We start from the raw sequence: 24480 nt of genomic DNA on the forward strand, positions 1-24480 counted from the left end.
ACGAAACTCATTCTGCGCAAGAAGACTCGCATGGACAATGCGGCATTTCAAGGCTATTATTAGTCAATGGCTAATAATGTTAAGTTTCGTCAGATCAAAGCCTTTCTTCTCGCCTCAGAAGCCGGGTCGTTTTCTGCGGGGGCCGCCAGGCTGTGTGTTTCTCCCCCTTCTTTCACAGACCTGATTCGTGATCTGGAAGAAGAGTTGGGGGTCAAGCTCTTCGAAAGAACAACCCGCAAGGTGTCTCTGACGGCCGCCGGCATAGACTTTCTTGGGCGCATTCAAAGGCCCATGCTCGACATCGACGAGGCCTATGAGCACATGAAAGATGTGCGCCACGCACGCAGCGGCCTGGTCATCGTGGGCTGCTTGCCTTCCATTGCCGTTTCTCTCATCCCCAAGGTCTTGCTGGAGCTGCGGCGTGACCGCCCAAAGCTTCAAATCCGCGTCATAGAAGTGCACAACGAGCCATTGCTGGAAATGCTTCGCATGAACGCGATCGAACTGGGCCTGGGTACGCTGATGGAGGAAACCGGGGATCTCCGCCTGCGCAAGCTAGTGGACGACGAATTCGTCGTCGTCGCGCCTGACGCCATGGCGACTCAGTTACCCAGTCAAATGACCTGGGAAGACTTAGCCAGCCAAGATGTCATCTTGACCTCTCTCGGATCTACGCCACGAGAGCAATTTGAGCGCTCCTACAGCTTCAAACCTAAGCGAATCCGGCCTGTGTACGAGGTCACCCATATCAGCACCGCCTTGGCGATGGTGCGTGAGGGTCTGGGGCTTGCGGTGCTGCCGCGCATTGCGCTGTACGCCCTGCCAACAACCGATTTGAAGCTCATCAAACTAGCCGAGCCCAATGCAGCGCGCACGCTGGGCATATTGCAAAGAACGGATCGTACGATTTCACCAGCCGGCATGGTGTTTATCGAGGCTATGGAGCGGGTTGCCAAAGCCACGGAGCTTGCCCCGCTCAGCCCTAACGTCTGAAGCGCCCGGCTTCGGGTTCACGCTCCCCACAACTCACCCGCCAGCTCATAGCGACCCAACCAAGTTGTCCCCGAAGACGATCACCGCTTTTATTAGGCGCGGCCTAATTGTGTGAACAAGAATACTAATTGATCTAATGATCGGTCTTGCCCAAACTTATGGATGGACTGAATCCGTGGCTGAACTCACTCATCGCCTGGAGTGCAGAAAGCACCGAGCCATTTCAGCGACGCTGAAAAGCTATTAAATATTGGAGACCGACATGAGCAAATTGCAAGACCTTACTATTTCCCGCCGAAAATTCTCACGCCTTCTGGCAGCGGCACCCATGGCTGGCACTTCTGCATTTGCACAAACGTCAGATAAATATCCTACCAAAGCCGTCAGAATCGTCGTACCTTTTGCCGCAGGTGGGGGTGTAGATGTTTTGGCCAGAACTGTTGGCCAAAAACTGTCTGAGCAACTTGGCGCCCCATTCCTCATTGACAACAGACCTGGTGCAGGAACCATCATCGGAACCGATGTGGTGGCCAAGGCGCCAGCTGATGGTTATTCAATATTGATGGCGGTAAGCACCCACGTCACCAATTCCTTTCTCTACCAGAAACTGCCTTACGATCCGTTCAACGATTTCAGAACCATTTGCACGCTTGCGAAGCCTCCAATCACTTTGTATGCAAACGCCGAATTGGGCTTAAAAAACATAAGTGATCTGATTAATTATCAGAAGAAAGAGAAGAAGCCCGTCAATTACGGGACTGGTGGCGTAGGAACACTGTCGCACTTGGGCGCAGAAGAATTCAGCGCACTGTCAGGCTTGCCTCTTGAACACGTGATCTACAAAGGCGGCACACCCGCATTGAGTGACACCATGGCCGGCCACGTTCCGCTATTCTTTGGCACGGTCACTATCGGACAAGCTGCGTGGAAAGTCGGAAAAGTTGTTGCGCTGGGCGTCATGGCCGACAAGCGTCAATCTGCCATGCCGAACGTTCCCACATTCAAGGAACAGGGCCTGAACATATCCGTCTCGGATTGGTACGGCTTACTTGCCCCGAAACGTGTTCCAGACGAGGTCATTGCAATCTTGAATAGCAAGATTGACGGCATCATGAACCTGCCTGATGTGCAAGAACGCCTTGCAGGCATCGGAATCGCCAAGTCCAGTCCGCAGGAAATGCAGCAGATGCTTGTGAGTGAGTCTGAAAGGTGGGGGCGTTTGATTAAGAAGCTTGGGCTTAAGGCGTCTTGAACGTGGGGCATACTCTGGAAGGTAGTTATATAGGCTTCCGCGGGCTTTATTAGGGTCCGAGCGGTGGCCTGCGCACTGATTCGCACTCTAATCCATACCGAACTGTCATGCCGCGCCCTTGCAACTCATAGCCACGCTGCTTCGTTGCATGGACAAGACCGCTCAACCCAACGCTATAGCCCAAGCTCAAATTGGCAGCGGCTGGAGACACTTATTAAGGGAAACAGGAGGCACGACTACAGGATCATTGTGTCGCCGAAGTTCGTTGACGTAACCTCAAAGGTCGAAGCAGTATGCCCACTGCCGACTGCCATCGAAAAAATCGCGGTTCCGTACAACAGGAGATTGCTTCATGCCCAAGCCCTATGTCTTCGAATCGCGAGAAACGCTGATTGAACGACTACGTTCGCCGGGGTTGGCTGAGATTTCACGCCAATTTTTTGCAGTGCGGTGCCCTTCAATGATGGAAGTGGTTAGAACCGGCGTGAGCGGCAACACCTTCCGCGCGTTTCGACATGTTCCAACACCCTCGAAGAAGTTTCGGACCTGGACGACTTGCCGCTTGGAGCATACCCTGCGCGACATCCTGGCTTGCGAAAGACCAGATAGCTATGCCTTGCAGGTACATATGGCGACCCAAGCACTGGAGAGCTCCTGGCGCCATCACGCGAACAAGGAAATGGGATATGGCCGAGGTGCCAAACTCTTAAACCTCGTGCTTAAGAAGCTTGCCTGCCTGGAGAGTTTGACCGATGAACAACGAACGCGCTTGATCTCGCTCATGCATGTGCCCTGGGACAGCTACACCATTCAGGGCTTGCGACTCGTCTCGCCAGCACTCAGCATCCCTAGCAACGCCACTATGAAGTTCATCACCACGCCTGAGCAATACCAAGTCTTCATGGCCGAGATTACCGACATCACTGCCGAAGCAAACGTACCGGCCATCTACTACGACGTGCTCGCTTGGGACATGGCGCACTGAAGCGAAGCAACCCCTTCATTTTCGAAACTGCTCACGCTGCCCATCGTGCGCGTCCTGGCTTTCGCCTACGACCGGCAGCATCAACTCTTCAACTCTTCAACTCTTCAACGCTTCTCGTGTGAGGTTAGGTAAGTGGTCGGCAGGAGGGGTCCTGCAAGCCCGCTTCTCGCATAGACCTCGTCCACGGTGTTAACACGCTGCCCCAGGCGAAGGCGCCAGGGTCTCTCATGGTGAAGTCGAGCGCATTACCGCGCCCCAGCGCTCTAGCAGTCCGAGCGAGATGAACTCTCAGCCGCTCTGGGAAACCACCATGGACCCAGAAGTGCGCTGTCTGCTGCGCATGAAGATCGACGATGCGATAGGAGCGGATCGAAAAGCCCAATCTGAAACGGCATTTTTTCTTGAGATGGTCGCTGGTTGCCGTGAGCTGACGGGCTAGTAATAGGGAAGAGTCGCTCAACGTTCGACTAGCCCCCGTTTGCTGCGACCGCGTTTCTCATGCGATCTTTGAGCTTCTTCTCGATGGCTTTCACCGATGCGCTATAACGTGCGCCCGCCGCGGCGATTTGCCCAGCGTGCGTCGGCTCGGAATTTGCGATCCGAGCGCGAAACGTTGGCTGCTGTGATTCCTTGAGCCAAGGCATATTCCGATGGAGTTTATTCACCTCCGCCAAAAGTCCCTCTGATACGCACGCTTCAGTTTCTGGCCCCTCGAACTTGGAGAACAACTTGTCTACGTCGGCATCCCAAGCAAGTAGACGATCAACCGTTTCGTTTACTCGCTTCAGTTTGACCGGAGTCGCTGGTAATTGCGACTCGTGCACTTCCTTAGCCACTGCATCGAGTTCTGAAAGGAGAGAGGCAACGCGGCCAAAAACTCCCTTTCGCTTTTCAATACGCAGGCGGTCGCAGTGAGGTGTCTTTGTCCGGAAGATTACCTCCATGTTGGCAGCCTGCGCCAGACTAACTGCGTCGTTTGCTAGGCTGACAACGCTGCTTCGAAAGTCCCCATATGTGCTGACCATCCCTCCGATGATTAGGGCCGCCTTACCTGTAGCGATGATCTTTGTTCGCAAACTGCCTTCTTCAAACATCACGGTGATATCGACATCACCCCCAAACATGAAGCTTGCTCGCTCGTGAAAGAAGCTCGTCAACTCTTTGCGAAGCGCCTCAAGTTCTTCCTTGTCTTCAAAGAGCTCAATATTAAGGTGCGTGTATGCCTCGGCTAGGACTTCGGACTTGATGTAATTGGCCATGCTCTCCCGGCGGCATCAGTTGTTTGCGACAATTGTAACTGAGTGCGTCTAACAAGATTACATAGTTATCCCGTATAACCTTCACGATATTCTGGTTCGGTTTCCTCTTGAAAACTGGTTTCTGTCCTGGGTTTGTGGTCAGTTCACGAAAAGACGCACAACAAGAATTCCGTCACTCTCAAAGCCTATCGTTTGCAAACACCGCACATTCGGATGTGTGAGATTTGTCTGCAAGCAGCGATATTTTCAACCTGCTAACTTATTGGTCACTACGCAATGTTGGCGTCGAGGACGGAAAGCGTCTTAATGAGACTTTCCACCAACCCGCCCTCTTCGCGACCAAGCTTGACGCCCTCTGAGGGAGTCCCAATTCCACATTCCCTGATGTTCATCTTGGTAACGAAGATGATGCCGTTGTATTTCAGACCAGTTCCAGAATCTGCTGGACTTCCATGACATCTAGCGAAGGCAGGTTTCCGACGTGGATGTTGTACTTGATACCAATGACGCCCGACGGAGGAATATAGTCATCGGGGAGTCGAGGAAATGATTCAACTACCTCGAACACATGGACATCGCGAAAGGTAAATCTTAAAAGTGCGCCAGACTGTCTGAGTCCTTCATGCCAGCCTAGTTGAGACAGCCGCGAATCAAAAACATCGAGCGCACGCCCATCTATTTCCAGTTTCTCGCGGATTTCATCTACGCGGTCCGCGAGCGTCTCGTTGCCCCCCAGGCTTTTCTCAAGCATGACGCTGATGAAGAGAAGGCGCTTGCCGGCGGGGGCTCGAAGTTGATCAAGACGGGAAATTTCATGTCTCGGCTCTGACTTGGTCGTTGTTTTTACTTCTACGTGAACCCCTTGCCCCACAAAGTCGTGCCGCTCGCTTTCAGGGCCACTCCACAGGTGACAGGCCCGGGCGCCGATCGTCGGAAACAGGACGTTGGAAAGCACCCATAATTCGCCGAAGAGGCCAATTTGTTCACTCGCGCCCAGGTCCGGAACAAGAGTGCGCAGCGCCGCGCGCATATCGTCGATGGTCCGTTCGACCGATAACGCCGGATCTCGCCCTTCGGTGCAAATCGCGTATAGAACCTTGTTAGCAACAAGTGTGAGCAGCTCCTCATGATGGCTGCGGGCTGAAATGTCGATCCATGTCTGTTCACCCTCCAGCACACGAACCTGGATGCTCTGCAGGTCCGGAGGAAGGCTTTTCGGAGCCACGTCGATGGCCAACAAAAGGTGCAAGCGACCGTCTTCAGAGACGCTAATAAACCCGGCCTCGAAATCTTCGTCAGCCAGCTCGTAAATGGTCTCGTGAGGAGTGCGCTCTTCACGCAGTCTGGACCATCGCTGCCGCGTGATTTCAGACATTGCGAAGCCCCCGGTTTACGACGAATCGTTCTCCACCATCACTTGTCCACGGGAGGGAAAGCGCGACGCCGAGCACGGCCTGTGTCGGAGAGCGCAATGGTTCCGGGTCAAGGGGGTAGAGCAGTAGCAGCCCCTGCTGAGCGGGACGATCCTCTCGCATGGACATGGCGCTGAATCCAGCGGTCGCCCGATAGTTATCCGGTCCGCCATGTAGATCGACACCCTCATGGCGAGGGTCGATAAGAATACCGATCGACTCATTGGCCTGCAACGAGCGTCGCACCAGGCCGAAAGGTCTTCCTCCAAGGAGAACCTGGCGTTCACGCTCTGGGTTCGCCACGAACACAGTCCAGTTCACAAGCTCTCCGGCTTCTGCACGTTCCAGGATCCAGTCCGCAATTTCCGGGCTTTGAAACGCAATGCTATTGGGATGGCCCTCGTAGCGCCGCAGAAAGAGCGCAATATCTTCGACAGGCACATCATGCGCGATTGCACCGCCGTATGCCTCCTGTGTAGGTGGATGCCGGCGAAGCAACTCTGACGCCAAATCGAGGTTCCGCTCCAATAGATCTCTGTCGTACAAGGGGAACAGAATAGTCTGGGGATTTTCGCCAGACCATGAGCGAGCGTCATCCGCCTGCATCTTGCTTTTGTTCTTGCTGGTGAGCAGGAGCTTTGAATGTGCGCGCATCCGGATGGCCATCTGATCGGGACGGCGGCCGGCTTTGTTCAGCGCCGTGATTGAGTCCCGTAAAGACTCTTCGACTAGCGCCAGTTCTACGAACCACTGTGCAATACCCTCGGTCGTCCAGATGCGGATCAGGTCATCGTACCCTGCCCGGAATCCGTACCAGCGGGCCATCTGGAGCAGGGCATCAGCCAGAGTAGTCGTGCGCAGAAAATAGGCGACAGTGAGGCCTTCAAGCGTCAGTCCACGCGATAGGCGGTTGCCGCCGACTGCTACGAGCTGTCGACCGGGCCTGAGATCGTATTCCAGTTCATCGCCTGTCGTGCTGTTTAGCACTACGACATCCAGTCGAGCCAAGTTGTTCACAGCTTCCTTGAGGATATTCTCCTCACTAGCGGGAAGTTCGACCGTACCCAGACCGGCCAGCGTTGACAGGAACATCTGCCTCAGCACCCCAGGTTCAGCTTCCTCATGATGAAACCAACTTCGGATCTGCTCCTTAATGGCTGCGCCTATCCGCATCTGATCCTGTTGAAGCTGGGATACATGAACCAGCATCGTATGCGGTTTGCCGGTCTGACCTCGTAGCAATCTGATGGCACCAACGAGCGCAAACGTCAGCAGCGCATCTGCCAGCGATTGGGGCAAGTCGAGCGGTCCTCGGGCAACTATTGCTTCACTTCTCCTGCGCTGCTTCGACTTCAGTGCCTTTACGTCTGCCGGATCTACCGGGCGCAGAACGTCGCGCCCCTGAGCACTGATTCCGAACAGCTCCTCTGTACCTGTATAGCCGTCAGGACGCGGGAGCTGGACGACAAAATCCTTTGGGAAAAGGTCCTCTCCAACCTGCCCGTCCTTGGCATCAGGATCGATGAGGATATTCGCGAACGGGGTTGCCGTATAGGCGATATAGGTAGCCCGTGGGGCTTTTCTAAGAATGTCCCGGATCAATGCGTTGGTCAGCGACGGTGCTGTGTCGTCATCTGGCGCAGTTTCATTGTCGATACTCGGGTCACGGCGATTTCCGCGCGTATTGATGGAGGCTTGGTCAGCCTCGTCATCTATGAGAAGAACAGGTACATCAGCGAGTCGACCTTCCAGTCGACCCAACCATTGGTTGAGTCTCTTCAGGATCGGCGTGATCTTCTTTGCAACGATTAGAACCGTGCCCGTCAATGCGAATCCGTCGGCGACTGCTGGTTCTTGAAAGTCAGTGGCCTCATCGGTCAACGTGATCCAATCGACGCCGACTCCCGCAAGCTCTTGATCCAGCCGCCGTTGGGTCTGATTCCGCAGAGAGTCGTGAATACCTGAAAGCACAATGATCAGACGATACCCAACATCAGCCGCACGTGCTGCAACGGCAGTGAAGTTTGCCGTCTTACCTGACTGGACGTAGCCAACCACCAACCCACGGCACTGAAACTCCGGACGATGAATTGGCGTGGTTTTCGAAATGATCCGGAGCGACTCTTCCGCTACCGACGCGATCTGGTGAGGCTTCCACTTGGGCATGGACCGGAGGAACGATTCATGCCGGGACCAGTTTTCCCAAATGGTCCCGTCTGTCCACAGGGCAAGCCTGGGCTTCAGAGTGAAATGTTGAGGGAACTTGACAACCATCAGGCCTTGTCCGCCAGAAGATCGGGAACGCCTGCTGTCTCGAGTACCCGAAGAAATTCCGAAAGCGCAGCCTTCGCATCGGCATCCTTATCCAGTATTTGAACGAGCGCTACCAGTGCCGGCACAAGCGGCGTAACTTCAACTTCCTCGCCTTTGAATCCGAGTTTGCGCTGCCATGGCGCGGACCCGCTGCTGATAATGCGAACCGACGTCCTGTCCTTCCTGGACACAGCGGCTGGAGGCGCTCCGCTAACGGGAGCCTGTGCTGGTACCGACGTTGGAGGCATAAGGCCGGAAGTTGAAACCGTACCTGTCGGTGATGTCCCCGCGGACCTGTTTTCGCCGCTTGTGTTCAATGGCGTTGTTGCAGATGTCGCTTTCTTGTCATATCGAGCACGAGCTGCCGCGCGAGGAACTTTAAGAAGGTCCTTTAGCGGCTCGGTAACGGCAAACGGCAGACGGACAAGCTGTTTGCTAATATCCACCTGCAGTTGCTCCTCAGCCGTCCGGTCGAAATCGACGGCGACGCGCAGCAGTTTGGTGTGCTCATCCTTGGCGAACAGGTCCTCCCACCCGCCCCACTTGATAAGCCGGTCCAGGCGGTAGAAGTAGAAGCCCTGGGCATCGTTGGCTCGGCCGTTCAGGCTGAGGCGTTCTCGCTCGACACGTTGCTCCAGCGGGGTTAACGGTTTGATGTATTCCTCGAATTCGGCCTCGTTCGGCGTGACATGCGCGCGAACATAGAGAACCGATGACTTGTCCGGGGTTTGTCCCTGAAGTTCGATACGGCGCTCGTCAAACTCCTTGGTCAGCGGATGACCCATCGGATTGTTGGGTTTCAGCGCTTCGTTGTTCAAACGTATGACAACCTTTTCGCGGCCGGGAACCTTTCCTTCGATATATCGGTGAAAAACCAGCTCAAGGTGCGCCTTTATCGCTGCGAGCTCCTGAGCATATGGTGACTCACCCCGTCCTCTAGTTGGCTCCATTGCCGGCCGCATCTGAGTAAGCAGCACGGCAGTGCCCGATTCCGCTATCTCAATTGCGGAAGAGTACTGAAGCGCTACTGGATCGTTCAGGAGCTCCCAACGACGCGTCTTCGCGAGGTGGTCTTTGTCCCAGGTAAGGGTGCCACTTGCCTCTCCCGCGGCCTTAGACACGACCGTCAGGCGGTCTGCCTGGGACCAAGCTGCCCCCTTTAGTCCGTAGCCGAACTTGCCCAGGTCGGCATCGTCGTAGTCGCGCTGATGTCCGATCTTCATTGCATTACGAAGACCCGCTAGAGTCATGCCCGTACCATCATCACGGATGCACATCCACCTCCCACCTTCGTTCGGACTCGGGAACGTGATCCAGATTTCCCGTGCGCCGTGCGAAAGGCTGTTGTCTACCAGATCAGCCACGGCGCTCGGCAGGCTGTGGCCGGCACGCGCCAGAATCTTGAACAGGCCAAGCGGATCAGGCGCAACGTCATCGTAGTTGTTGTCGGCTTGTGGTTGTGATGTGACGGACACTGTCTCTGGCTCCTTGAATAGCTGCGGGAAGTGCTCTGCGAGCACTGTTTGGCTGTGCTCGCCTTCATCGTCGTATAACGCGATCATCGCCGACTTTCCGAGCCGTGCACTCTCCCCGTGACCAAGGATTGAGGTACGGGCAGGATGGTCAACCGGGATGGCAATCCAGGATGCCTTCGCCGGTTGAGTTGAGGCGTCGACAACCATTGCGAACAAGACACCTGGGTCGACAAAGTCATAGTAGGAGCTGGTTGGGCAATCGCCTTCGAATCTCCAGTTCCTATGCTGGCGTTTGAGCCGCGACGCGACTTCGACGACGGTGTTTTCGTCTTCCATGCGTCGGCAGTCGATGGCGATGATGTCCGAGTCCTTTGCAGAAGGGAAGACCTTGTCAACGACATCCCAATCGAAGTTAATTGCGCGCTGCTTTGCTCGCTCCTTACCCTGACGGCGGTATTCATGAAACATGCCGAGTTCGGAATGAGTCAGCAGTCGGAGGATCGTGAACTTCATTTTGTCCCTTCGGTGGTCTTGATCTGGGAAGGCTCAAGGTCGAACAGCGCCACTCGCATGTCTGGTGTTGCGGGAGCGCCCAAAGACTCCCGAATGCCACGCGCAATGGAATAAGCAAAGAGCGGAGGCACCGCGTTGCCGATCTGCTTGAAGGCCGGATTCATCGAGCCCTTGAACACAAAACCATCCGGGAAGGACTGCAAGCGGGCTGCCTCGCGAACAGTGATGGGGCGCGCCTGGTCAGAGTCAAAGTGAATGTGGGAGTACGAATCTTTGCCAAGGTGCGCCATCAGTGTGCGAACAGGCGCGTCGGGCCGAAGCTTCCACCACTTGTTGGGGAACTTTGTCGGGTCATATGGGATACGCCAGGACGTGATGAAGTCGCTGACATCCGGATCCCTCGGACTGGTCGGCAGACCGCGCTGCTTCCGGCTTGACAGCCAAGTTGCAATCTTCCCCTCTACGTAGGCATGAACTTGGGGGTACTCCCAACCCGGCTCGATCTCGGCAAAGATCTTGTAATCGCGCGGCAAATATCGGAATACATGGCCCGTCGTGGCCTTGGTCGCAAACCCTTGCCACTCCCGCATCAGCCGCGAATAGGCTGTCGCAGGTTTTTTCGTCGTGTAGTCGACTGGTTCTGATGGGTCCTTTGCTCCACGCCGGATAGCGCCCGTGCGCAGCATCTCTTCGGCGTAAAGGTGCGGCAGATCTGCGAGGGCTTCAGAGGCCGATGTGGCTGTTGGCGCGTCGGGCGCCGGATCTGGAATCCAGCGGTGGTGCGCCGACCCTTCGGCTTTCAGCACGCGCCTCGCAGCGTTCTTGGAACTGGTGTAGCCGGACGGGAGGACTAGGTGGTGCGTTGGCACCGGAAAACGAGGCCTGATGCCAGTCGATCGGTGAAATCCGATAAGAATCATCCGTTCGCGCATTTGTGGTACTCCATACCAAACGGAATTCAGCAGTGTGTAGGCAACATCGTAGCCCTCTTCGGCAAGGCTCTTCGAGACAAGCTCAGCCACGTTCGTGCCACCATGATTCAGGATGTCCGGCACGTTTTCCATCAATAGTGCAACCGGCTTCGTCGCCCGAATGAATGCAACGTACCGTTCCCACAGGCTCACCCTTCCGTCGACGAGGAATGCCTGGTCTGCGGTCACCTCTTCCCGTAAGCGAGCCTGCTCACGAAGTTTAGCCCTCCCCACACGAGCGAAGGCCTGACAAGGCGGGCCTCCGACCAGAACGTCGATTTGACTGTCGGTCGCTCCTTCCAGCTCCAGATCTGCAAATACCGTATCTGCGGTCTCGGTGACGGCGTCACGCGCTGCATGATGAGCGGCTCGATCCCCTCCTGCAGAGCGGCTGCCGAAGTTCGCACCATGTGAGCGTGCGGCCCATGGATCCATTTCAATGGATGCAACGGGTGTGAACCCTGCAGTCAGGAAGCCGAGGGAAATGCCTCCACACCCGGAGAACATATCCATATAACGGATATCACCGCCACCCTGGATCCGCTGTAGTTTGCTGGATATCAGTTTATCGTCGTAATTCGAGCTGGGCGATGTCTTGCGGTAGGAAGGAGCTAGATCGACCACTGACGAGATCGGCTTCTCGTCCGTCTCGTCGGAACGTGATTTTTGCAAAACGTGTTGGATAGACATCCGGTATCTCTCATAAGAATCCTGGGCCAGGACTGCCAGTCCAGATCGATCTGGACGGGGTGTCTTAAGCAAGTTCATCCCATGCGCCTCAGCCCATATTGACCACGCATCAATTGGCGCTAGCGCCACTTCGTCACAGAGTGTAATGAAGTAGCAGGGAGGTCAAAGTTCTGCGGATGATAGACGGGAATATTGCATCACTTTTATGCAGGTTCTAAGAGATGAAGGTCTCAGTTGGGCAGAGAATTTCTCGTACGCTTCGCAGCTACTTCGCGCCTGCTATAAAGGCATGCACTTGGTGGGAGATTTGATGGATATCGTATCCCCTGAAAAACGGTCCCAAATGATGGCTGGCATCAAGGGAAAGAATACAAAGCCGGAAATGATTGTTAGGAAGCTGGTACACGGAATGGGGTTTCGTTTCCGCCTTCACCGGAAGACTTTACCTGGCTCTCCAGATCTTGTGTTCCCGCGACTGAGAAGAGTGATTTTTGTGCACGGCTGTTTCTGGCACCGGCACCCCGGCTGCAGACTTGCCTATACCCCAAAGTCGAATGCCCCTTTCTGGCTGGAAAAATTGGAGGGCAATGTGCGGCGAGACTCCTTCGCTCTGAAAGCACTGGACGCACTTGGCTGGGAGGTTCTGATCGTCTGGGAGTGCGAGGTTTCCAACTTGCCCGCACTGGCTCAAAAGCTGAATTGCTTCCTGGCTGCTGGGTAGCTCTGAGCCATTGATACCCCAACCCACCGTAGTGGAAGCGGATGTCGCCGCTGGCACAAAGTGAGCAGCGTGACCCCATGCTCTGACCAGCACCTGCGGAAAGCCTCTTCCATAAGGCACTTCACTTCGAACTCAAAAAAAAGAGTCGGCCAGAGTGCGTATGCGATCAACGAGAAAGTGTCAGTGATGTTCGCATGCGCATAAGCTAAATGTCTTTCTAGAACTTGCATGAACCTAACACTGCCCCTGCCCACTCTCCAAACCCATCGACTTTCTCTCCGAGGTTTCAGAGACACTGACTTCGAAACCTATGCTGCATACCATTGCAACCCTGAGGTCTATCGGTTCTTGTATGCCGATGCCCCGACCGGGGAGTACTTGCAAGCGCAGTTCGCTGCTGTCCTAAGTGCGCCTTTCATCAGTGACGGCGACACTCACCGTCTTGCCGTGGTACGCAAAGATGACGAGGCAGTTGTGGGAGAAGTCCTGCTGAAGATTGCCAATGCCGCAGCGCTGCAGTTGGAGGTGGGATACATCTTTAACCCTCGGTACGCAGGGCATGGGTATGCGACCGAGGCGGTGGGCGCCATGCTGACCTGGGGGTTTGAATGTGTTGGCGCGCATAGGATTTTTGCGCGGCTTGATGCTCTCAACTCAGCTTCCGAGAAAGTCGCGATTCGCCTGGGTATGCGCAAAGAGGCGCATCTTATTCAGAACGATCGGTTTAATGGTGTTTGGGGAGATGAGTACATCTATGCGTTGCTGCGATCTGAGTGGACGCGGGCTGGTTGAGAGATACGGGGCGTTTACCGAATCCTCGAAGATGCCAAGCTGGAGCTTGGCGCTCCCAGGAATACCGAATACCAGAAGACACGACGGGAGTCCCCATGGCGGCGCCCACATGACGGAGCAGACCCTGGGGCACAACGTCATGTTTAAAAATTGGTCACTTTTAAACATATCACCGCGCATATGTATAGAAATCACCATTTTTTAGACATATCCCGTCTGGGTACCTCAGCATGACCTCGCTGCTGATGGGTTGGAAAAGGTGAGATGCCGAGCGGTAGCTCGGCGGTCCCAGCTGAATCCAAGGCGCTTTAGGGGATAGGTTACGCAGCGACTTGCTGGATCAGCAAGCGGTGCAGCGGTATCGTCAGATTTTTCACGCTGCATTGGTTCAACCCTATCCCCCGGCCCTTCCGCTTATCTTCAATCCTGAGAATTGCCAACTATTGCCTGTCCTGAACCTAAGTCCGACGCTAGGATGTAAACATAATTTGTTACAAAACCAAATGTAAGTGAGGATTTAGCAATGGTGGCTAGATTTAGAAATGGATTCACAACGTCTTCTGGACATAGACGTCACGCGCTTCATGTCGCCTGTCTGGCAGGCTTGCTTGCGGCGCCAAGCGTGGTGTTTGCGGTTTGCCCAGCCAATCTGGGCGCATCTAGCTACTCAACGCCGATTCAGGATGGCGGATCTACCTGTGTCTATACGGCCGATCCGGTCTCCGTGACAGTCAGCGGGCATTCCTCCACCGGCCTTGTGAATGTGACTGGTAACACCACAGTCAATGGGGTTCTGACTATCACGGACACCAATGGCGACAACAGCCGCGGCATTTTGGTCAGTGGCTCGGGAGTTGCTAACTTTCTCAAAGACGTTACGGTCAACAAGCCTAGTGGACTCAACAACGCAACACCTATTGAAAAAGCTGGCACCGGGACGTTGACGTTTCAGGGCAATGTGTTTGCCACGTCTAACACCGGGGCGCCTTCTAACTTGGTCAATACACGCGACGGTGTGCGCAACAACGCGGGCACATCTGACTACCTGAACAACCTCAACATCACCAGCCAAGGCGGTACGCGATCGGGCTTGTATGTGGGGGCGGGCACCGTCAACGTGGGCGGAAACCTCACGCTGGATTTTCAGTCTACGTTTTACGCCACCAGGAGTCTTGCCGCGCTGTGGAGCCAGGGCGGCACCACGACGGTGACGGGTACCAGCACCATCACCACAGTTGCGGCATCGGCCAGCATGCCTGCAGTCATGGTGCAAAGCTCACAGGTCAACTTGAATGGTCTCACCAACATCACTTCCGCTGGTGCGGGCAGTGCGGCGGTAGATGTTCGGACCGGCGGCATCGCGCAGTTCAATGCCAGCGGAAATTCCATCATTGCTTCTGGCGCTACGGGCATTGGCATCCAGCTCAGGGGCAACGGCGCATTCAGTTCAGGAACCGGGCTGACTGTGGACGCGCAAGGCACATCGTTCAACTACCTTGGGGCTACCGGCACAACGACCTTGACCGGTGTCACGGCAACGACTGCCCCCATGGTCTGGAACGCTGACGCCACCAGCGTCGCCACTTTCACGGGTACAGGTGGTCACTTCAAAGGCGCCAGTCAATTGGCCAGCGGCGGACAATTGACGGTGAACTTGAGCAGCAATGCCTTGTGGGAAGCCACGGCAGCTTCCAGCATGACGCTGCTGGATCTACAAAGCGGCGCGACGCTGGATGCGTCCTTGCTGGCCAGCCTGCCTGTCACGGGTAACCTGACCAACGCTGGTGGCGTGGTGTCACTTGCGCGCACGGACGCTACACCCACCAATCTGCTCGATTTGGCGGGAACGTACACCGCCAATGGCGGCACGCTGGCGCTGAATACTTTGCTCAATGATGCGTCCACTTCTGTCAGTGATGTGCTCAGGGTTTCATCGACTGCCCTGGGGGGCGCTCCGACCATAATTACCGTAGTGGCTGATGCGGACAGTACGCCTGCATTCACCACGGGCAAGGGTATCTTGTTGGTGCAAGTGACAGGCGGCGCGGCCAGTTCTGCGGCTGGTGCGTTTGCGCTGCCCGGTGGATACCTGGATGCAGGCACTACTCGCTACGAGTTGGTGCGTGATGCGGAGGATGGCAATTGGTATCTGCGCTCTGTGGCTGCTGGCCAACTGACGGTGAGCAAGCAGGTGAATGTGCCTGCTGGCGCAGCTGCGTTCTCTGGCACCATCAACTTCACGGTGGCTTGCACCAACCCCACTGCGAACTTCAGTGGAAACATTCCTGTGTCAGGTAACAGCGGTGCCGCGCCGGCTATCCTGGTGGCATCGGGCAGCACTTGCACCGTCTCTGAACAGCTGCCTACCGCGCCTGCCGGTTACTCCTGGGCCGAGCCTGTCTACACTCAAGCGGGTGTGATTCCTGCGGATGCGGCAGCTACTGCCAGCATCGTGAACACGCTGGTTAAATCTGGAGGTTCGGGAGGTAACACGGACACCATTCAGCCAGTTCCTACGCTGGGTCAGTGGGGCATGATTTTCTTGTCGACGCTGATGGCATTGTTCGGCTTTGGAATGAGCACACGCAGGCGCGTTGGATAAAACAAGTTTGCTTTCGCCAATCGGGCCACCTTCGGGTGGCTTTTTTGCGGACTGATCTTGCAGCAACAAGCACATCACGCCGGAAATACTAACTGGGGCAGCGTACAGAGCGGCTGCCTTTTTCCTTCGACCCTGGTCGGCGCGGCACGAACTGAATTTTCCAAGGGAAGCACCCCTCACGCATTCTTGCCACTCCACACTCTTGACCACTGTCGACCGGTATTTACCTTTCTCTCCGATTCAACCTAACTGGGTGCAGCAGGTGAAAAAAATTTACCTCGACGCAGCGATCCAATTCAGAGCAGGTTAAAAATCCTTCGGCTTGATATTTACCAAAGCATTTATACAAAAATCAAACGTCCTCTGTGGCGGCACGCATACAGTGGGCAGTCATGCTCTTGCGTTACTTCCTGGACTGCAAAAAAATAACGGCTTCTTTCTTTTTGTTACTTTCGGCTCGGGCTGTCGTCAAAACTCTTGAAGAGTTAAGGCAGTTGTTTCTCGAAGCCCTCAAGGCTATCGTTAAAACAAGCTGACATCTGCGTGCCATCATTATCGCTCTCTGTCTCCATAGAAATAGAGGGCCTCAGTTGTGAAATTAATCAAATCCTGGAAACTGCCACACTGCATTCACTTGGCCAGAATCATTTTTTGAATTAATGCTCCCAACGTCTGACATGTGATTATTTTCTTGGAGGTTCTCCTATGGTAAGAAATGGTGTCGCGCTCATTGCCGGAATAGTCGGCCTGTCTTTCACGCCGCTGGCCTTAGCGGTCACTCAAAGCTTCGTGACCCCAGGAGCACATAGCTTCACGGTTCCCGCTGGAGTGACTTCGATACAGGTAGAAGTCGCAGGTGCAGGCGGAGGCGCCGGATCCGGCGTAACCGTACCCAATGAGTTTGGCGTTCCCCTGTCGCTAGTAGGGGTCTACACAGGCGGTAGCGGTGGAGCAGGCGCTCGCGTTTCCGCGACGATTGCGGTGGCTCCTGGCGATGTCATTAATTTGACGGTGGCAGACAGCGGAAAGGGCGGTACGTTGCATACCGCGACAGCCCCCGCGGGTACAGGCGCCGGTGGCGCCGGAAGCGGATCTGGGGGGTCAACAGCCAACGCTGATGACCCGGCCGATGACTCTGCAAGCTTGACTGGTGGCGGGGGTGGTGGTGCTTCAGCACTCTCTGTATCCGGTACCTTTATTCGAGCCGGCGGCGGCGGTGGTGGAGGGGGCGCTCATCGCAATCAATCCACATTCTCTAGTGCGGAATCTGGCGCACCTGGAATGTCACCTGCAGTCTCAACAGCCGATTGCGCGTTACCGGGAGACGGCCTGCCCGGGACCGCATCCCCCTACGTAATCTCAAGTGGAATTTATCACCGCACAGGTTCTGGCGGCGGTGGTGGGGGAGGCTACGCCAGCCAGGTCGGCGCAGGAGGTCTCACCCCGGGTTTGATATTTGGTGGTCCCTTTCCAGTTGTCGAATTCGCACCTGAAGGTGGTGGTGGCGGAGGTTCTTGCGTGTTCGTTGGGGGAGCCAAAGCCCTGTCCAACCTCAGCACCGACATACTAGGTGGCGCAGGAGGAATCGCCGACCCAGCCCCTATCTCCGTTTGGGACGCGACACCCGGGAACGAACCTGCGCCGATAGATGGATCGGCAGGATGGATTCGAATCAACGTACCAGACGCACCAGTTTTGTCGGCTCCGAAAGCAGTCCCCAGCCTGGGCATCGCCAGCTTACTCACCCTGTCGTCTTTGCTTCTGACGATAGGGGCCTTCCGGCGCCGCAAGAGCCAACCAGATTGACTCGTCGAAAAGAGATCTAAACGTAATTTCGTACGACCAGCCAGCTTCGGGTGCCTAGGGTGCTTGAGTTGCTCAGCGTCCGTTTGGAATGCAAGCTTTCGCAGAAGGCTGTTTTCCTGGAACGGCCGAGCTCCTGATTGGCACCACTGCTTTTGCAGATGCCTCGAATTGCCAAGCTGGAGCTTGGCGCTCCCAGGAGGGGGACCAAGACAGTGGGCGACTTGGGCGCTTCTCACGACCGAGGTCTGCAGCGTTATAACTAGCCCTAACTGATGAATCAACGCGACGTCGCGCGAGGTCTCTGACTCACACATTGCTCTGCTAGATTGCCTGGTGGAGCGATCGAACGAGATCGGTTTGCGTGATGATCCCCCTGAGTCGGTTTTCTTTATCGATCACCGGAATATGGTGGTGACCCCCGTGAGAGAACAGCGGCACCAGTTCGGCCACGTGCCTGTCTTCACTCGCCACGCGCACTTCGCGGGTCATGATTTGCCCCACTACTTCTGGCATGTTGGAGTGTGTGCCACCCTTTTTGCGGACCAGATTCATCAGGCGCCGGCCTATTCCTTCGTGTGAGCGGAGATCGGCGTTTCGCATGAAATCTGCCATCGTGACGATACCGACCAGACGACGCTCGCGATCCGTGATGGGGAGTGCCTTGATTTTGTGTTCACGCATCAAGGCCCATGCATCGGCCAGCGAGGTTCCGAATTGCACGCTGACGGGGTCAGGCGTCATGACGTCCCTGCAACGAAGCTGACCAAAGTTGCGTTGGTAGGCGTTGGCTTCGGCGTGGTGGAGCAAGGCCTCCAGATCGTCACGGCTCACATCCAAAACCTGGTTGTAGTGCGCCAGGGCTGCGTCCAGGTCTGCTGCGCTGAAGCGCGTAACCGCACCTTTCTCGCGCGACGCCGGCATGGAGGGGCTATGGGGGTACGCACGGCCCGTTAGCGTGTTGTAGACAAGGCCTGCCACGATCAACAGAATCGAATTGACGAGGATTGGAAACACGGCAAACGAGAAACTCTGGGCTGAAAGTGCCACAAGCAGCGCCGAAGCACCCCCGGGAGGATGCAGGCACCGCATGGCAAACATCACGCCGATGGCAGCGCCGACCGCGATGGCTCCGGCCCATGCGGGATCAGGGACGAACATGGCAACGGTTGCGCCCACCAAGGCGGACAGGGTGTTGCCGCCGAAGACGGACCAAGGTTGGGCCAGCGGGCTTGCGGGCACCGCGAAGACGAGGACGGCGCTGGCGCCCAGAGGCGCCACGAGCCACGGTCCGACGTGGTTGACACCGGCCCACCAGCGGCTGAGCAAGCCTGTCATGGCAATGCCGACAAAAACCCCCATGCACGCGCGCAAACGCTCGCGCCCGTCCACAGGCAAAGGCGCAGGCCAAAAGCGCGCCAGATAGCGGGCGAGTCGGGTGCCGAAGGCGACTGGAGGATTGGCCGACGACAAATCGGTTGTAGTTTGTTCCATGCGTGCTTCAGAGAGTCAACGATGAGCCAGGCTTGAACAGTTCTGATTCCACAACCCGGTGCCTTGCATACCCGCGACAGCACATGCCATGGACACGGGCAGGAGGCTACGGTGCGCGAGTTTCATACAGGGTCCGCCAAGTCGATCTGGGGAACCTGGAAGGCGCCGCCCAGAGATTTCAGTTCGGCGCGATGCATGGCCGCCAGACGTTGCAACAACACTTCTGCGCGTGCAAGGAGATGCACCTCGACCGACCGGCGGTCGACCGTGCTCGCACGACGCTCGACCAGAGAGAGCGCTTCACAGCGGCTGACCAGGGCCACTGCTGCATGGGGCTGGATCTGCAAACGTTCTGCGATTTCCCCGACCGATGCCCACGTTCTGTCGGGTGTGCCCTTGATGTGCAATAGCAGCAGATATTGCTGCGGCGTCAACCCTTCTTGCGCAGCGGCGCGTTCGGAGAAACGTTCGAAGCGCCGCATCTGGTAGCGAAATTCAGAAAGGGTCTCGAAGTCGGATTTGACAAGTAGGCGGGACTTGTTCGCCATGTGAGCATCGGAGAAACCGGCAAGTATATCGTGTCGTGATATATATTTAATGCGCTGCGGCTTGACGGGATTGACCGGCTTTCAGCACAGGTTCTGCCAATTGGGGTGGGTGGCGTACCGGCGCGAGCTTCTGCTAGTGGCTGTTTTCCTGGGAGTGCCAAGCTCCTGCTTTGGCAACTCGGCTTTTGTGGGGGCTCTGAATTGCCAAGCTGGAGCTTGGCGCTCCCAGGGGGGATACCAAGACACCGGGAAACTTGGGAGCTTTGAACTGCTCGGCATCCGTTGGGGGACGCGAGCTATTGCACAGGGCTGTTTTCCTGGGAGCGCCAAGCTCCAGCTTGGCAGTTCGGCGTTTAGAAGATGCCCAGAATGCCAAGCTGGAGCTCGGCGATCCCAGGGGGATACCAGGACGCCTGAATGGCTCAGCCCCCGTTTTCGAGTGGCAGCGCGCTCAACCCAACACGCGTTTGCGACCCAAGGCCCATCCTCCGAGCAGCAGAGAAAGCAGTACCAGGCCCCATTGGCTAAGTGTCGGCACGGGCACAGCGATGCTAGAGGCGACCATATGATCAAACGTGGCGCTGCTCTGCGCAGGATAGTTGGCGTCACCGCTGTAGCGTGCAACGATGGGGTGCGAGCCTAGTGTGGTGAGCTGCGTGGTGGTGATGGTTGCCACGCCTGCGACCAGCGGGGCCGAGCCGAGCGATGTGGCGCCCTCTGAGATCTCTATCGTGCCCTCTGGAACGGGTGCAGCTTTGGCAAGGGTGCTTGCCTGTGAGCTCGCCTGCGATACAACGGATATCGTGAATTTCACCGCTTGATTCGGGAGAGATGGGTTAGGCATCGAGCTCACGACTATCGACTGCGTGGGCACTACGACGTTAAACGTCCTGACGACATCGACAGCAGGCGCGACAGCTGCATTTCCTGCCTGCGCGGCTCGCAGCGTGCAGGACCCCGTGGCAGTGAATTCCACCACGCCCGGCGTGACGATGGTGCAAACGCCGCTATCCACGCTGATGCTCACCGCAAGGCCCGACGTGGCCGTAGCCTGTGGCGTGTAGTTCTCTCCCACGATCTGCTGCGAAGGCTGGGGAAAGTCTATGGTCTGTGTGCTCTGCGGCACTACTTCGTTGGTAGTGGCGGCAGGTGAATCTGTGACACCGTTGTTGGCCACAATCAAAAAGCGGTAGCTCGTGCCGTTGGTCAGGTTCGACACCGTGCATCCAAGTGCACCTGTGGTCGTGCACTGCTTGGTGCCATCTTGCTGGGCGGTAACGGTATAGCGCACGATGGCACTGCCACCGTCACTGTCTGGTGCTTGCCAGGTGACGTCTGCGGCGGTGTCTCCAGCTACAGCGGCCGGGTTGTTGGGTGCGCTCAAGCTAGCGATTGGCCGTATCGCCAAAGACATGGACGACTCCGGCCCCAGGCCATTGGCATGTCTGGCGCGCACGGTGAACGTGTAATCTGTGCCGTTCGTCAAACCCGTCACTGTGCATTGCATTGCAGGTGCGACAGTGGTGCAGCCTGGGCTCGCAGGACTGGACGTGACTTCATAGCCAACCGGCGGATTGCCTCGATCGTCGAGGGGAGCGGTCCAGCTTAGCTGGACCTGCTGGTCGCCTGCTGTACCCGTGGGGGTGCCAGCCGGGTCCGTGAATCGGACCAATTGAGCGGCGGAAGGAACGCCGTCCACAATCAGGCGCGCCATGTACAGGCCCGCAGGCAGCACGCCCAGCAGAGGTGATTGGAAGTTCGTGCTGGTGTGTGATGCAGCGGGCAAGAGAGTGATATTGCCGTTTTCCACGCGCTGCAGATGCAGCTGCGGTACGCTGGTGCCGCCAGCACCTTTGAATCCGCTGCCGGTCAAGGTCAATGCTTGGCCACGTCGCTGCAGCAGAGGCAGCGTATTCAGCACAGCGGGAGGGCCCATGAGAACCGCCGGCTGATAGCGGGCTGATTCTCCAAAGAATGCCAACGCAGGTTTTGCCTCATACCCCCCCGCCAGGAATACCTCGCCACTGGGCAGAAGATAAGCGGTACCGTTGTCTCTTGCCACGCTGATCAAATCCGCGTCGCTCCAAGTGCCTGTTGCGGGGTCGTACAGTTCCGTCATTTTCTGGGTGTTGCGCGCTGAATCAGAGCCACCGGCGATAAACACCTTGCCGGAAACCAGCACCGTTGCAACTGCCATCTGAGAGCCCATCATGCCGTTACGCGGGTAGTTGAGCGTACCGGTGGCCGTCCAGGTATTGGCAGCAGGGTCGTAAATCTCCGATTGCCCCGTCGCGCCGACGGCTGTAGACCCCCCTGCCAGCAGCAGGCGTCCGTCTGCCAGCAGATTGAGACTTGCGTAGTAGCGCGGGACCAGCGGCGGTGCAACCGGAGACCATAAACCTGTAAGAGGGTCGTAAATTTCCGCGCCAAGGACCTCGCCGGTTCCGTTGTGAAACCCTGACACCACCAACACACGGCCATCGCGCATCAGAACCGCGCCGTGAGAACGTCGCGGCGAAGCCATGCTGCCCGTAGCAGTCCATGTGCGGGTTTTGGGATCATAGAGTTCCGCAGAATTCTCACTGCTGCCGCCTGCCACCAGCACCTTGCCATTGGGTAGCAGCGTCATGGAGGGCATGGTGCGCTGAGCCGTCTGCATTCCGGCATTCGACCAAGAGTTGGTCCCCGGGTCATACAGACGCGCTTGCATACTTCCGTCGGTGCGAACAAGCACCTGCCCCGTGCCTAAGGTCACGGCCTCTGCGACGTTGCCGGAAATGCCCACAATGCCGGCGGAAGTCCAGCTGCCACCTGCCCACCGTTCGGCGTTTAAAACAAATCCATCTCTGTTAACACCGGTGAACACGCCTACTGACCCATCATCAAGGAACGCACTTGCGTGCTGCGCTCTCTCTGTTGCCATGGGCTCGTCTGGCACCCAGGCGGCCAACGCACTCGTTTGGAAAGCAGCGGCGAGCAGCATCAGGCCTGCCGTATGCATACACCGTTTCATGCGGTTGAAATGGCTTGCTCTCCAGTTCGAATATGCTTTAAATGCCTTGGGCGCTTTAAGTACTTTGAGTACTTCTGGTACCCGTACTGCCTCCATCATCCGGATTGCATAGTCACTCATTGGAGTCAAAACATGCTGACGTTGCCCCTCGGAATGGGGCTGGTCTGCCGAAGCAGGAACGGCACTTCTCAGGCGTAATGATCCCGAACGTCTCATGTGAAGACTCCTCCTGGATGATGCGTTAAGCCGGAATGAACTTAAAGGTGGCCTATACGCAATAAATTTTCTAATGGATACACGCTAATGTATTCAGAAACAGCGCTCCGCATTATGTCCATTTATTGTCCGGACCTCAATCGACACTCAGCGGCTGGTGCACCTAGGCCACCATAGCGGACTCGCGGCTTGCAATGCGCCCAGGAAATGCGCGGAAGAGGGCGCGTTAACGGCCTAACTGGAGCTGCGCTTTCTGACAAAACGCTGCTCAAGCACTTCTTTTCCCCATTGGTCGCCGGCCTGCTCTTCAACGCATTGGAAGCCGTGAGATTCGTATAGATGACGGGCAGCATTCAGGCCGCTGAAGGTCCATAGGTGGGTCTCTGCAAAGCCTTGTTGATCTGCAAAATTGAGGGCAGCAGAAAGCAGCTTTCGGCCTGCGCCGGAGCCGCGAACGCTGTCATCGACGATGAACCAGCGCAAATGGGCAATTTGGGGGCCGAGGTCTTCGCCATCTATCGCTACAGAGCCGATGATCTCGCCGCCATGCATGGCCGTCCAGATCATGTTTTGCGGCCTGTCCAAACGATTGGAAAACTCGGCCAAGCCTGCGGCAACGACGGATTCAAAGCGTTGGCCGAAGCCTGATTCCCGGGCGTAGTAGAGCGCATGCATCTGTGTGATGCGGGAGATCAGACCCAACTGATAGCCGGTCATCAGTTCCACGGCGGGCTTGTCTTGGCTGCTGGCCTGAGCGGCGAGCGCGCGGCTGTACAGGTGCAAGCCTTTAGCAACGGCACGATCCTGGCCAGGCTGGAGGTGTTCCAGAGCTTTTTCTACCTGCGCGCGGGCGTGGGCATGGATGGAGGCTACGCGCATCTGGCCGCTGGGGGTTAACGACAGGAATTTGAGCCGGTTATCTTGGGTGTCAGGCGATTCGACGACGTCGCCAGATGTCACCAATTTGCGCAGCAAGCGGCTGACGCTGGATTTTTCCAGGCGCAGGCGTGCTCCGAGGTCCTTAGCGCTCACGGGGCCGCCATCAATTTCTATGAGGGCGTGAACGGCGGATGGGGAAAGGTTTTCACCTGCAAAGTTGCTACCCATGAAGCCCCAGTCGCGGGCCAGGGAGCGGGAGGATGCTCGGATGGCTTCTATTAAGGAAGGTTCGGATTTCATGGGGGGTGCTTCGGGATGGCCATCATGTCGACACAGTGGTTGACTTACTCAAGCAAAGAAGGAAGATGGTTGCATCATACAACCTTTTAGGTTCTGTGCACGGATGATGGGTATGCGGGAGCCGGGATCCTGGGGGCGGTGGAGCTTCTGCATGGCTTGTCGGCACAGGCCAAGGGAACCGAAGATGCCGAGCGGGAGCTCGGCGGTCCCAGGAAATACCAAGACACCACGCGGCTTGTGCGCTTTGAC

General features: G+C 56.5%; 17 protein-coding genes. 8 read left to right on the forward strand and 9 right to left on the reverse strand.

Features of this window, described 5'->3' with window-relative positions; translation table 11 throughout:
• The first annotated feature begins 66 nt into the window (after positions 1–66).
• The 4 genes from ABIE13_RS11295 (at position 67) to ABIE13_RS11310 (ending at position 3669) form a co-directional block, all read left to right on the forward strand.
• Positions 67–993, forward strand: a complete 927-nt coding sequence (locus ABIE13_RS11295) for a LysR family transcriptional regulator (RefSeq protein WP_354443382.1) — start codon at positions 67–69, stop codon at positions 991–993.
• A gap of 262 nt (positions 994–1255) precedes the next feature.
• A complete protein-coding gene (locus tag ABIE13_RS11300) occupies positions 1256–2245 on the forward strand; it encodes a Bug family tripartite tricarboxylate transporter substrate binding protein (RefSeq protein ID WP_354443384.1) in 990 nt (329 codons plus the stop codon).
• 352 nt (positions 2246–2597) lie between these two features.
• Positions 2598–3230: a hypothetical protein gene (locus tag ABIE13_RS11305; RefSeq protein ID WP_354443386.1), complete on the forward strand. Its 633-nt coding sequence runs from the start codon at positions 2598–2600 to the stop codon at positions 3228–3230.
• Between the two features lie 280 nt (positions 3231–3510).
• A complete protein-coding gene (locus tag ABIE13_RS11310; protein ID WP_354443388.1) occupies positions 3511–3669 on the forward strand; it encodes a hypothetical protein in 159 nt (52 codons plus the stop codon).
• Positions 3670–3697: 28 nt separating this feature from the next.
• On the opposite strand, the gene ABIE13_RS11315 is transcribed toward ABIE13_RS11310, so the two are convergent.
• From ABIE13_RS11315 to ABIE13_RS11335, 5 genes are all read right to left on the reverse strand, one after another.
• Positions 3698–4489, reverse strand: coding sequence for a hypothetical protein (locus tag ABIE13_RS11315; RefSeq protein ID WP_354443390.1), 792 nt, complete (start codon positions 4487–4489; stop codon positions 3698–3700).
• Positions 4490–4910: 421 nt separating this feature from the next.
• Complete coding sequence (locus ABIE13_RS11320) at positions 4911–5864, reverse strand: PD-(D/E)XK motif protein (protein WP_354443392.1); 954 nt, start codon at positions 5862–5864, stop codon at positions 4911–4913.
• Positions 5857–8067 carry a Z1 domain-containing protein gene (locus ABIE13_RS11325; RefSeq protein ID WP_354443394.1) on the reverse strand — a complete coding sequence of 737 codons (2211 nt, stop codon included), beginning with the start codon at positions 8065–8067 and terminating at the stop codon, positions 5857–5859. Before ABIE13_RS11325 ends, ABIE13_RS11320 begins: the two co-directional genes overlap by 8 nt.
• Positions 8068–8174: 107 nt before the next feature.
• Positions 8175–10202 (reverse strand): ATP-binding protein, encoded by a 2028-nt coding sequence (locus ABIE13_RS11330; RefSeq protein WP_354443395.1) that lies wholly within the window; start codon positions 10200–10202, stop codon positions 8175–8177.
• Positions 10199–11863: a DNA cytosine methyltransferase gene (locus ABIE13_RS11335; protein ID WP_354443396.1), complete on the reverse strand. Its 1665-nt coding sequence runs from the start codon at positions 11861–11863 to the stop codon at positions 10199–10201. Before ABIE13_RS11335 ends, ABIE13_RS11330 begins: the two co-directional genes overlap by 4 nt.
• A 310-nt stretch (positions 11864–12173) precedes the next feature.
• Here ABIE13_RS11335 and ABIE13_RS11340 point away from each other — a divergent pair, with 310 nt between their 5' ends.
• The 4 genes from ABIE13_RS11340 to ABIE13_RS11355 all read left to right on the forward strand — a co-directional run bounded on the left by ABIE13_RS11340 (position 12174) and on the right by ABIE13_RS11355 (position 17784).
• Entirely contained in the window at positions 12174–12584 is a 411-nt protein-coding gene (locus ABIE13_RS11340; protein WP_354443398.1) for a very short patch repair endonuclease, read from the forward strand.
• A gap of 228 nt (positions 12585–12812) precedes the next feature.
• Positions 12813–13376, forward strand: a complete 564-nt coding sequence (locus tag ABIE13_RS11345) for a GNAT family N-acetyltransferase (RefSeq protein WP_354443399.1) — start codon at positions 12813–12815, stop codon at positions 13374–13376.
• A gap of 523 nt (positions 13377–13899) precedes the next feature.
• Positions 13900–15978: an IPTL-CTERM sorting domain-containing protein gene (locus ABIE13_RS11350; RefSeq protein ID WP_354443401.1), complete on the forward strand. Its 2079-nt coding sequence runs from the start codon at positions 13900–13902 to the stop codon at positions 15976–15978.
• Between the two features lie 705 nt (positions 15979–16683).
• The gene (locus ABIE13_RS11355) at positions 16684–17784 is read left to right on the forward strand and encodes a hypothetical protein (RefSeq protein WP_354443403.1); all 1101 of its coding nucleotides are present in this window, start codon (positions 16684–16686) and stop codon (positions 17782–17784) included.
• Between the two features lie 321 nt (positions 17785–18105).
• Here ABIE13_RS11355 and ABIE13_RS11360 read toward each other — a convergent pair whose 3' ends face one another.
• The 4 genes from ABIE13_RS11360 to ABIE13_RS11375 all read right to left on the reverse strand — a co-directional run bounded on the left by ABIE13_RS11360 (position 18106) and on the right by ABIE13_RS11375 (position 24231).
• Entirely contained in the window at positions 18106–19275 is a 1170-nt protein-coding gene (locus ABIE13_RS11360) for an HPP family protein (protein ID WP_354443405.1), read from the reverse strand.
• 122 nt (positions 19276–19397) lie between these two features.
• A complete protein-coding gene (locus tag ABIE13_RS11365) occupies positions 19398–19823 on the reverse strand; it encodes a MarR family winged helix-turn-helix transcriptional regulator (protein ID WP_354443407.1) in 426 nt (141 codons plus the stop codon).
• A 451-nt stretch (positions 19824–20274) separates the two neighbouring features.
• The gene (locus ABIE13_RS11370) at positions 20275–22824 is read right to left on the reverse strand and encodes an IPTL-CTERM sorting domain-containing protein (protein ID WP_354443409.1); all 2550 of its coding nucleotides are present in this window, start codon (positions 22822–22824) and stop codon (positions 20275–20277) included.
• Between the two features lie 462 nt (positions 22825–23286).
• A complete protein-coding gene (locus tag ABIE13_RS11375) occupies positions 23287–24231 on the reverse strand; it encodes a bifunctional helix-turn-helix transcriptional regulator/GNAT family N-acetyltransferase (protein WP_354443411.1) in 945 nt (314 codons plus the stop codon).
• Between the last annotated feature and the right edge of the window lie 249 nt (positions 24232–24480).

The organism is Ottowia thiooxydans (assembly GCF_040548795.1).
In the GTDB taxonomy this organism is placed as follows: domain Bacteria; phylum Pseudomonadota; class Gammaproteobacteria; order Burkholderiales; family Burkholderiaceae_C; genus Ottowia; species Ottowia thiooxydans_A.

Excerpts from the sequence above, each read along its gene's own strand:
- ABIE13_RS11375 (WP_354443411.1), bottom strand. The coding sequence starts at position 24,231 with ATGAAATCCGAACCTTCCTTAATAGAAGCCATCCGAGCATCCTCCCGC.
- ABIE13_RS11350 (WP_354443401.1), top strand. The coding sequence starts at position 13,900 with ATGGTGGCTAGATTTAGAAATGGATTCACAACGTCTTCTGGACATAGA.
- ABIE13_RS11370 (WP_354443409.1), bottom strand. The coding sequence starts at position 22,824 with ATGCATACGGCAGGCCTGATGCTGCTCGCCGCTGCTTTCCAAACGAGT.
- ABIE13_RS11315 (WP_354443390.1), bottom strand. The coding sequence starts at position 4,489 with ATGGCCAATTACATCAAGTCCGAAGTCCTAGCCGAGGCATACACGCAC.
- ABIE13_RS11310 (WP_354443388.1), top strand. The coding sequence starts at position 3,511 with ATGAACTCTCAGCCGCTCTGGGAAACCACCATGGACCCAGAAGTGCGC.
- ABIE13_RS11345 (WP_354443399.1), top strand. The coding sequence starts at position 12,813 with ATGAACCTAACACTGCCCCTGCCCACTCTCCAAACCCATCGACTTTCT.
- ABIE13_RS11335 (WP_354443396.1), bottom strand. The coding sequence starts at position 11,863 with ATGTCTATCCAACACGTTTTGCAAAAATCACGTTCCGACGAGACGGAC.
- ABIE13_RS11300 (WP_354443384.1), top strand. The coding sequence starts at position 1,256 with ATGAGCAAATTGCAAGACCTTACTATTTCCCGCCGAAAATTCTCACGC.
- ABIE13_RS11325 (WP_354443394.1), bottom strand. The coding sequence starts at position 8,067 with ATGCCCAAGTGGAAGCCTCACCAGATCGCGTCGGTAGCGGAAGAGTCG.
- ABIE13_RS11330 (WP_354443395.1), bottom strand. The coding sequence starts at position 10,202 with ATGAAGTTCACGATCCTCCGACTGCTGACTCATTCCGAACTCGGCATG.
- ABIE13_RS11365 (WP_354443407.1), bottom strand. The coding sequence starts at position 19,823 with ATGGCGAACAAGTCCCGCCTACTTGTCAAATCCGACTTCGAGACCCTT.
- ABIE13_RS11295 (WP_354443382.1), top strand. The coding sequence starts at position 67 with ATGGCTAATAATGTTAAGTTTCGTCAGATCAAAGCCTTTCTTCTCGCC.
- ABIE13_RS11340 (WP_354443398.1), top strand. The coding sequence starts at position 12,174 with ATGGATATCGTATCCCCTGAAAAACGGTCCCAAATGATGGCTGGCATC.
- ABIE13_RS11355 (WP_354443403.1), top strand. The coding sequence starts at position 16,684 with ATGGTAAGAAATGGTGTCGCGCTCATTGCCGGAATAGTCGGCCTGTCT.
- ABIE13_RS11305 (WP_354443386.1), top strand. The coding sequence starts at position 2,598 with ATGCCCAAGCCCTATGTCTTCGAATCGCGAGAAACGCTGATTGAACGA.
- ABIE13_RS11360 (WP_354443405.1), bottom strand. The coding sequence starts at position 19,275 with ATGGAACAAACTACAACCGATTTGTCGTCGGCCAATCCTCCAGTCGCC.
- ABIE13_RS11320 (WP_354443392.1), bottom strand. The coding sequence starts at position 5,864 with ATGTCTGAAATCACGCGGCAGCGATGGTCCAGACTGCGTGAAGAGCGC.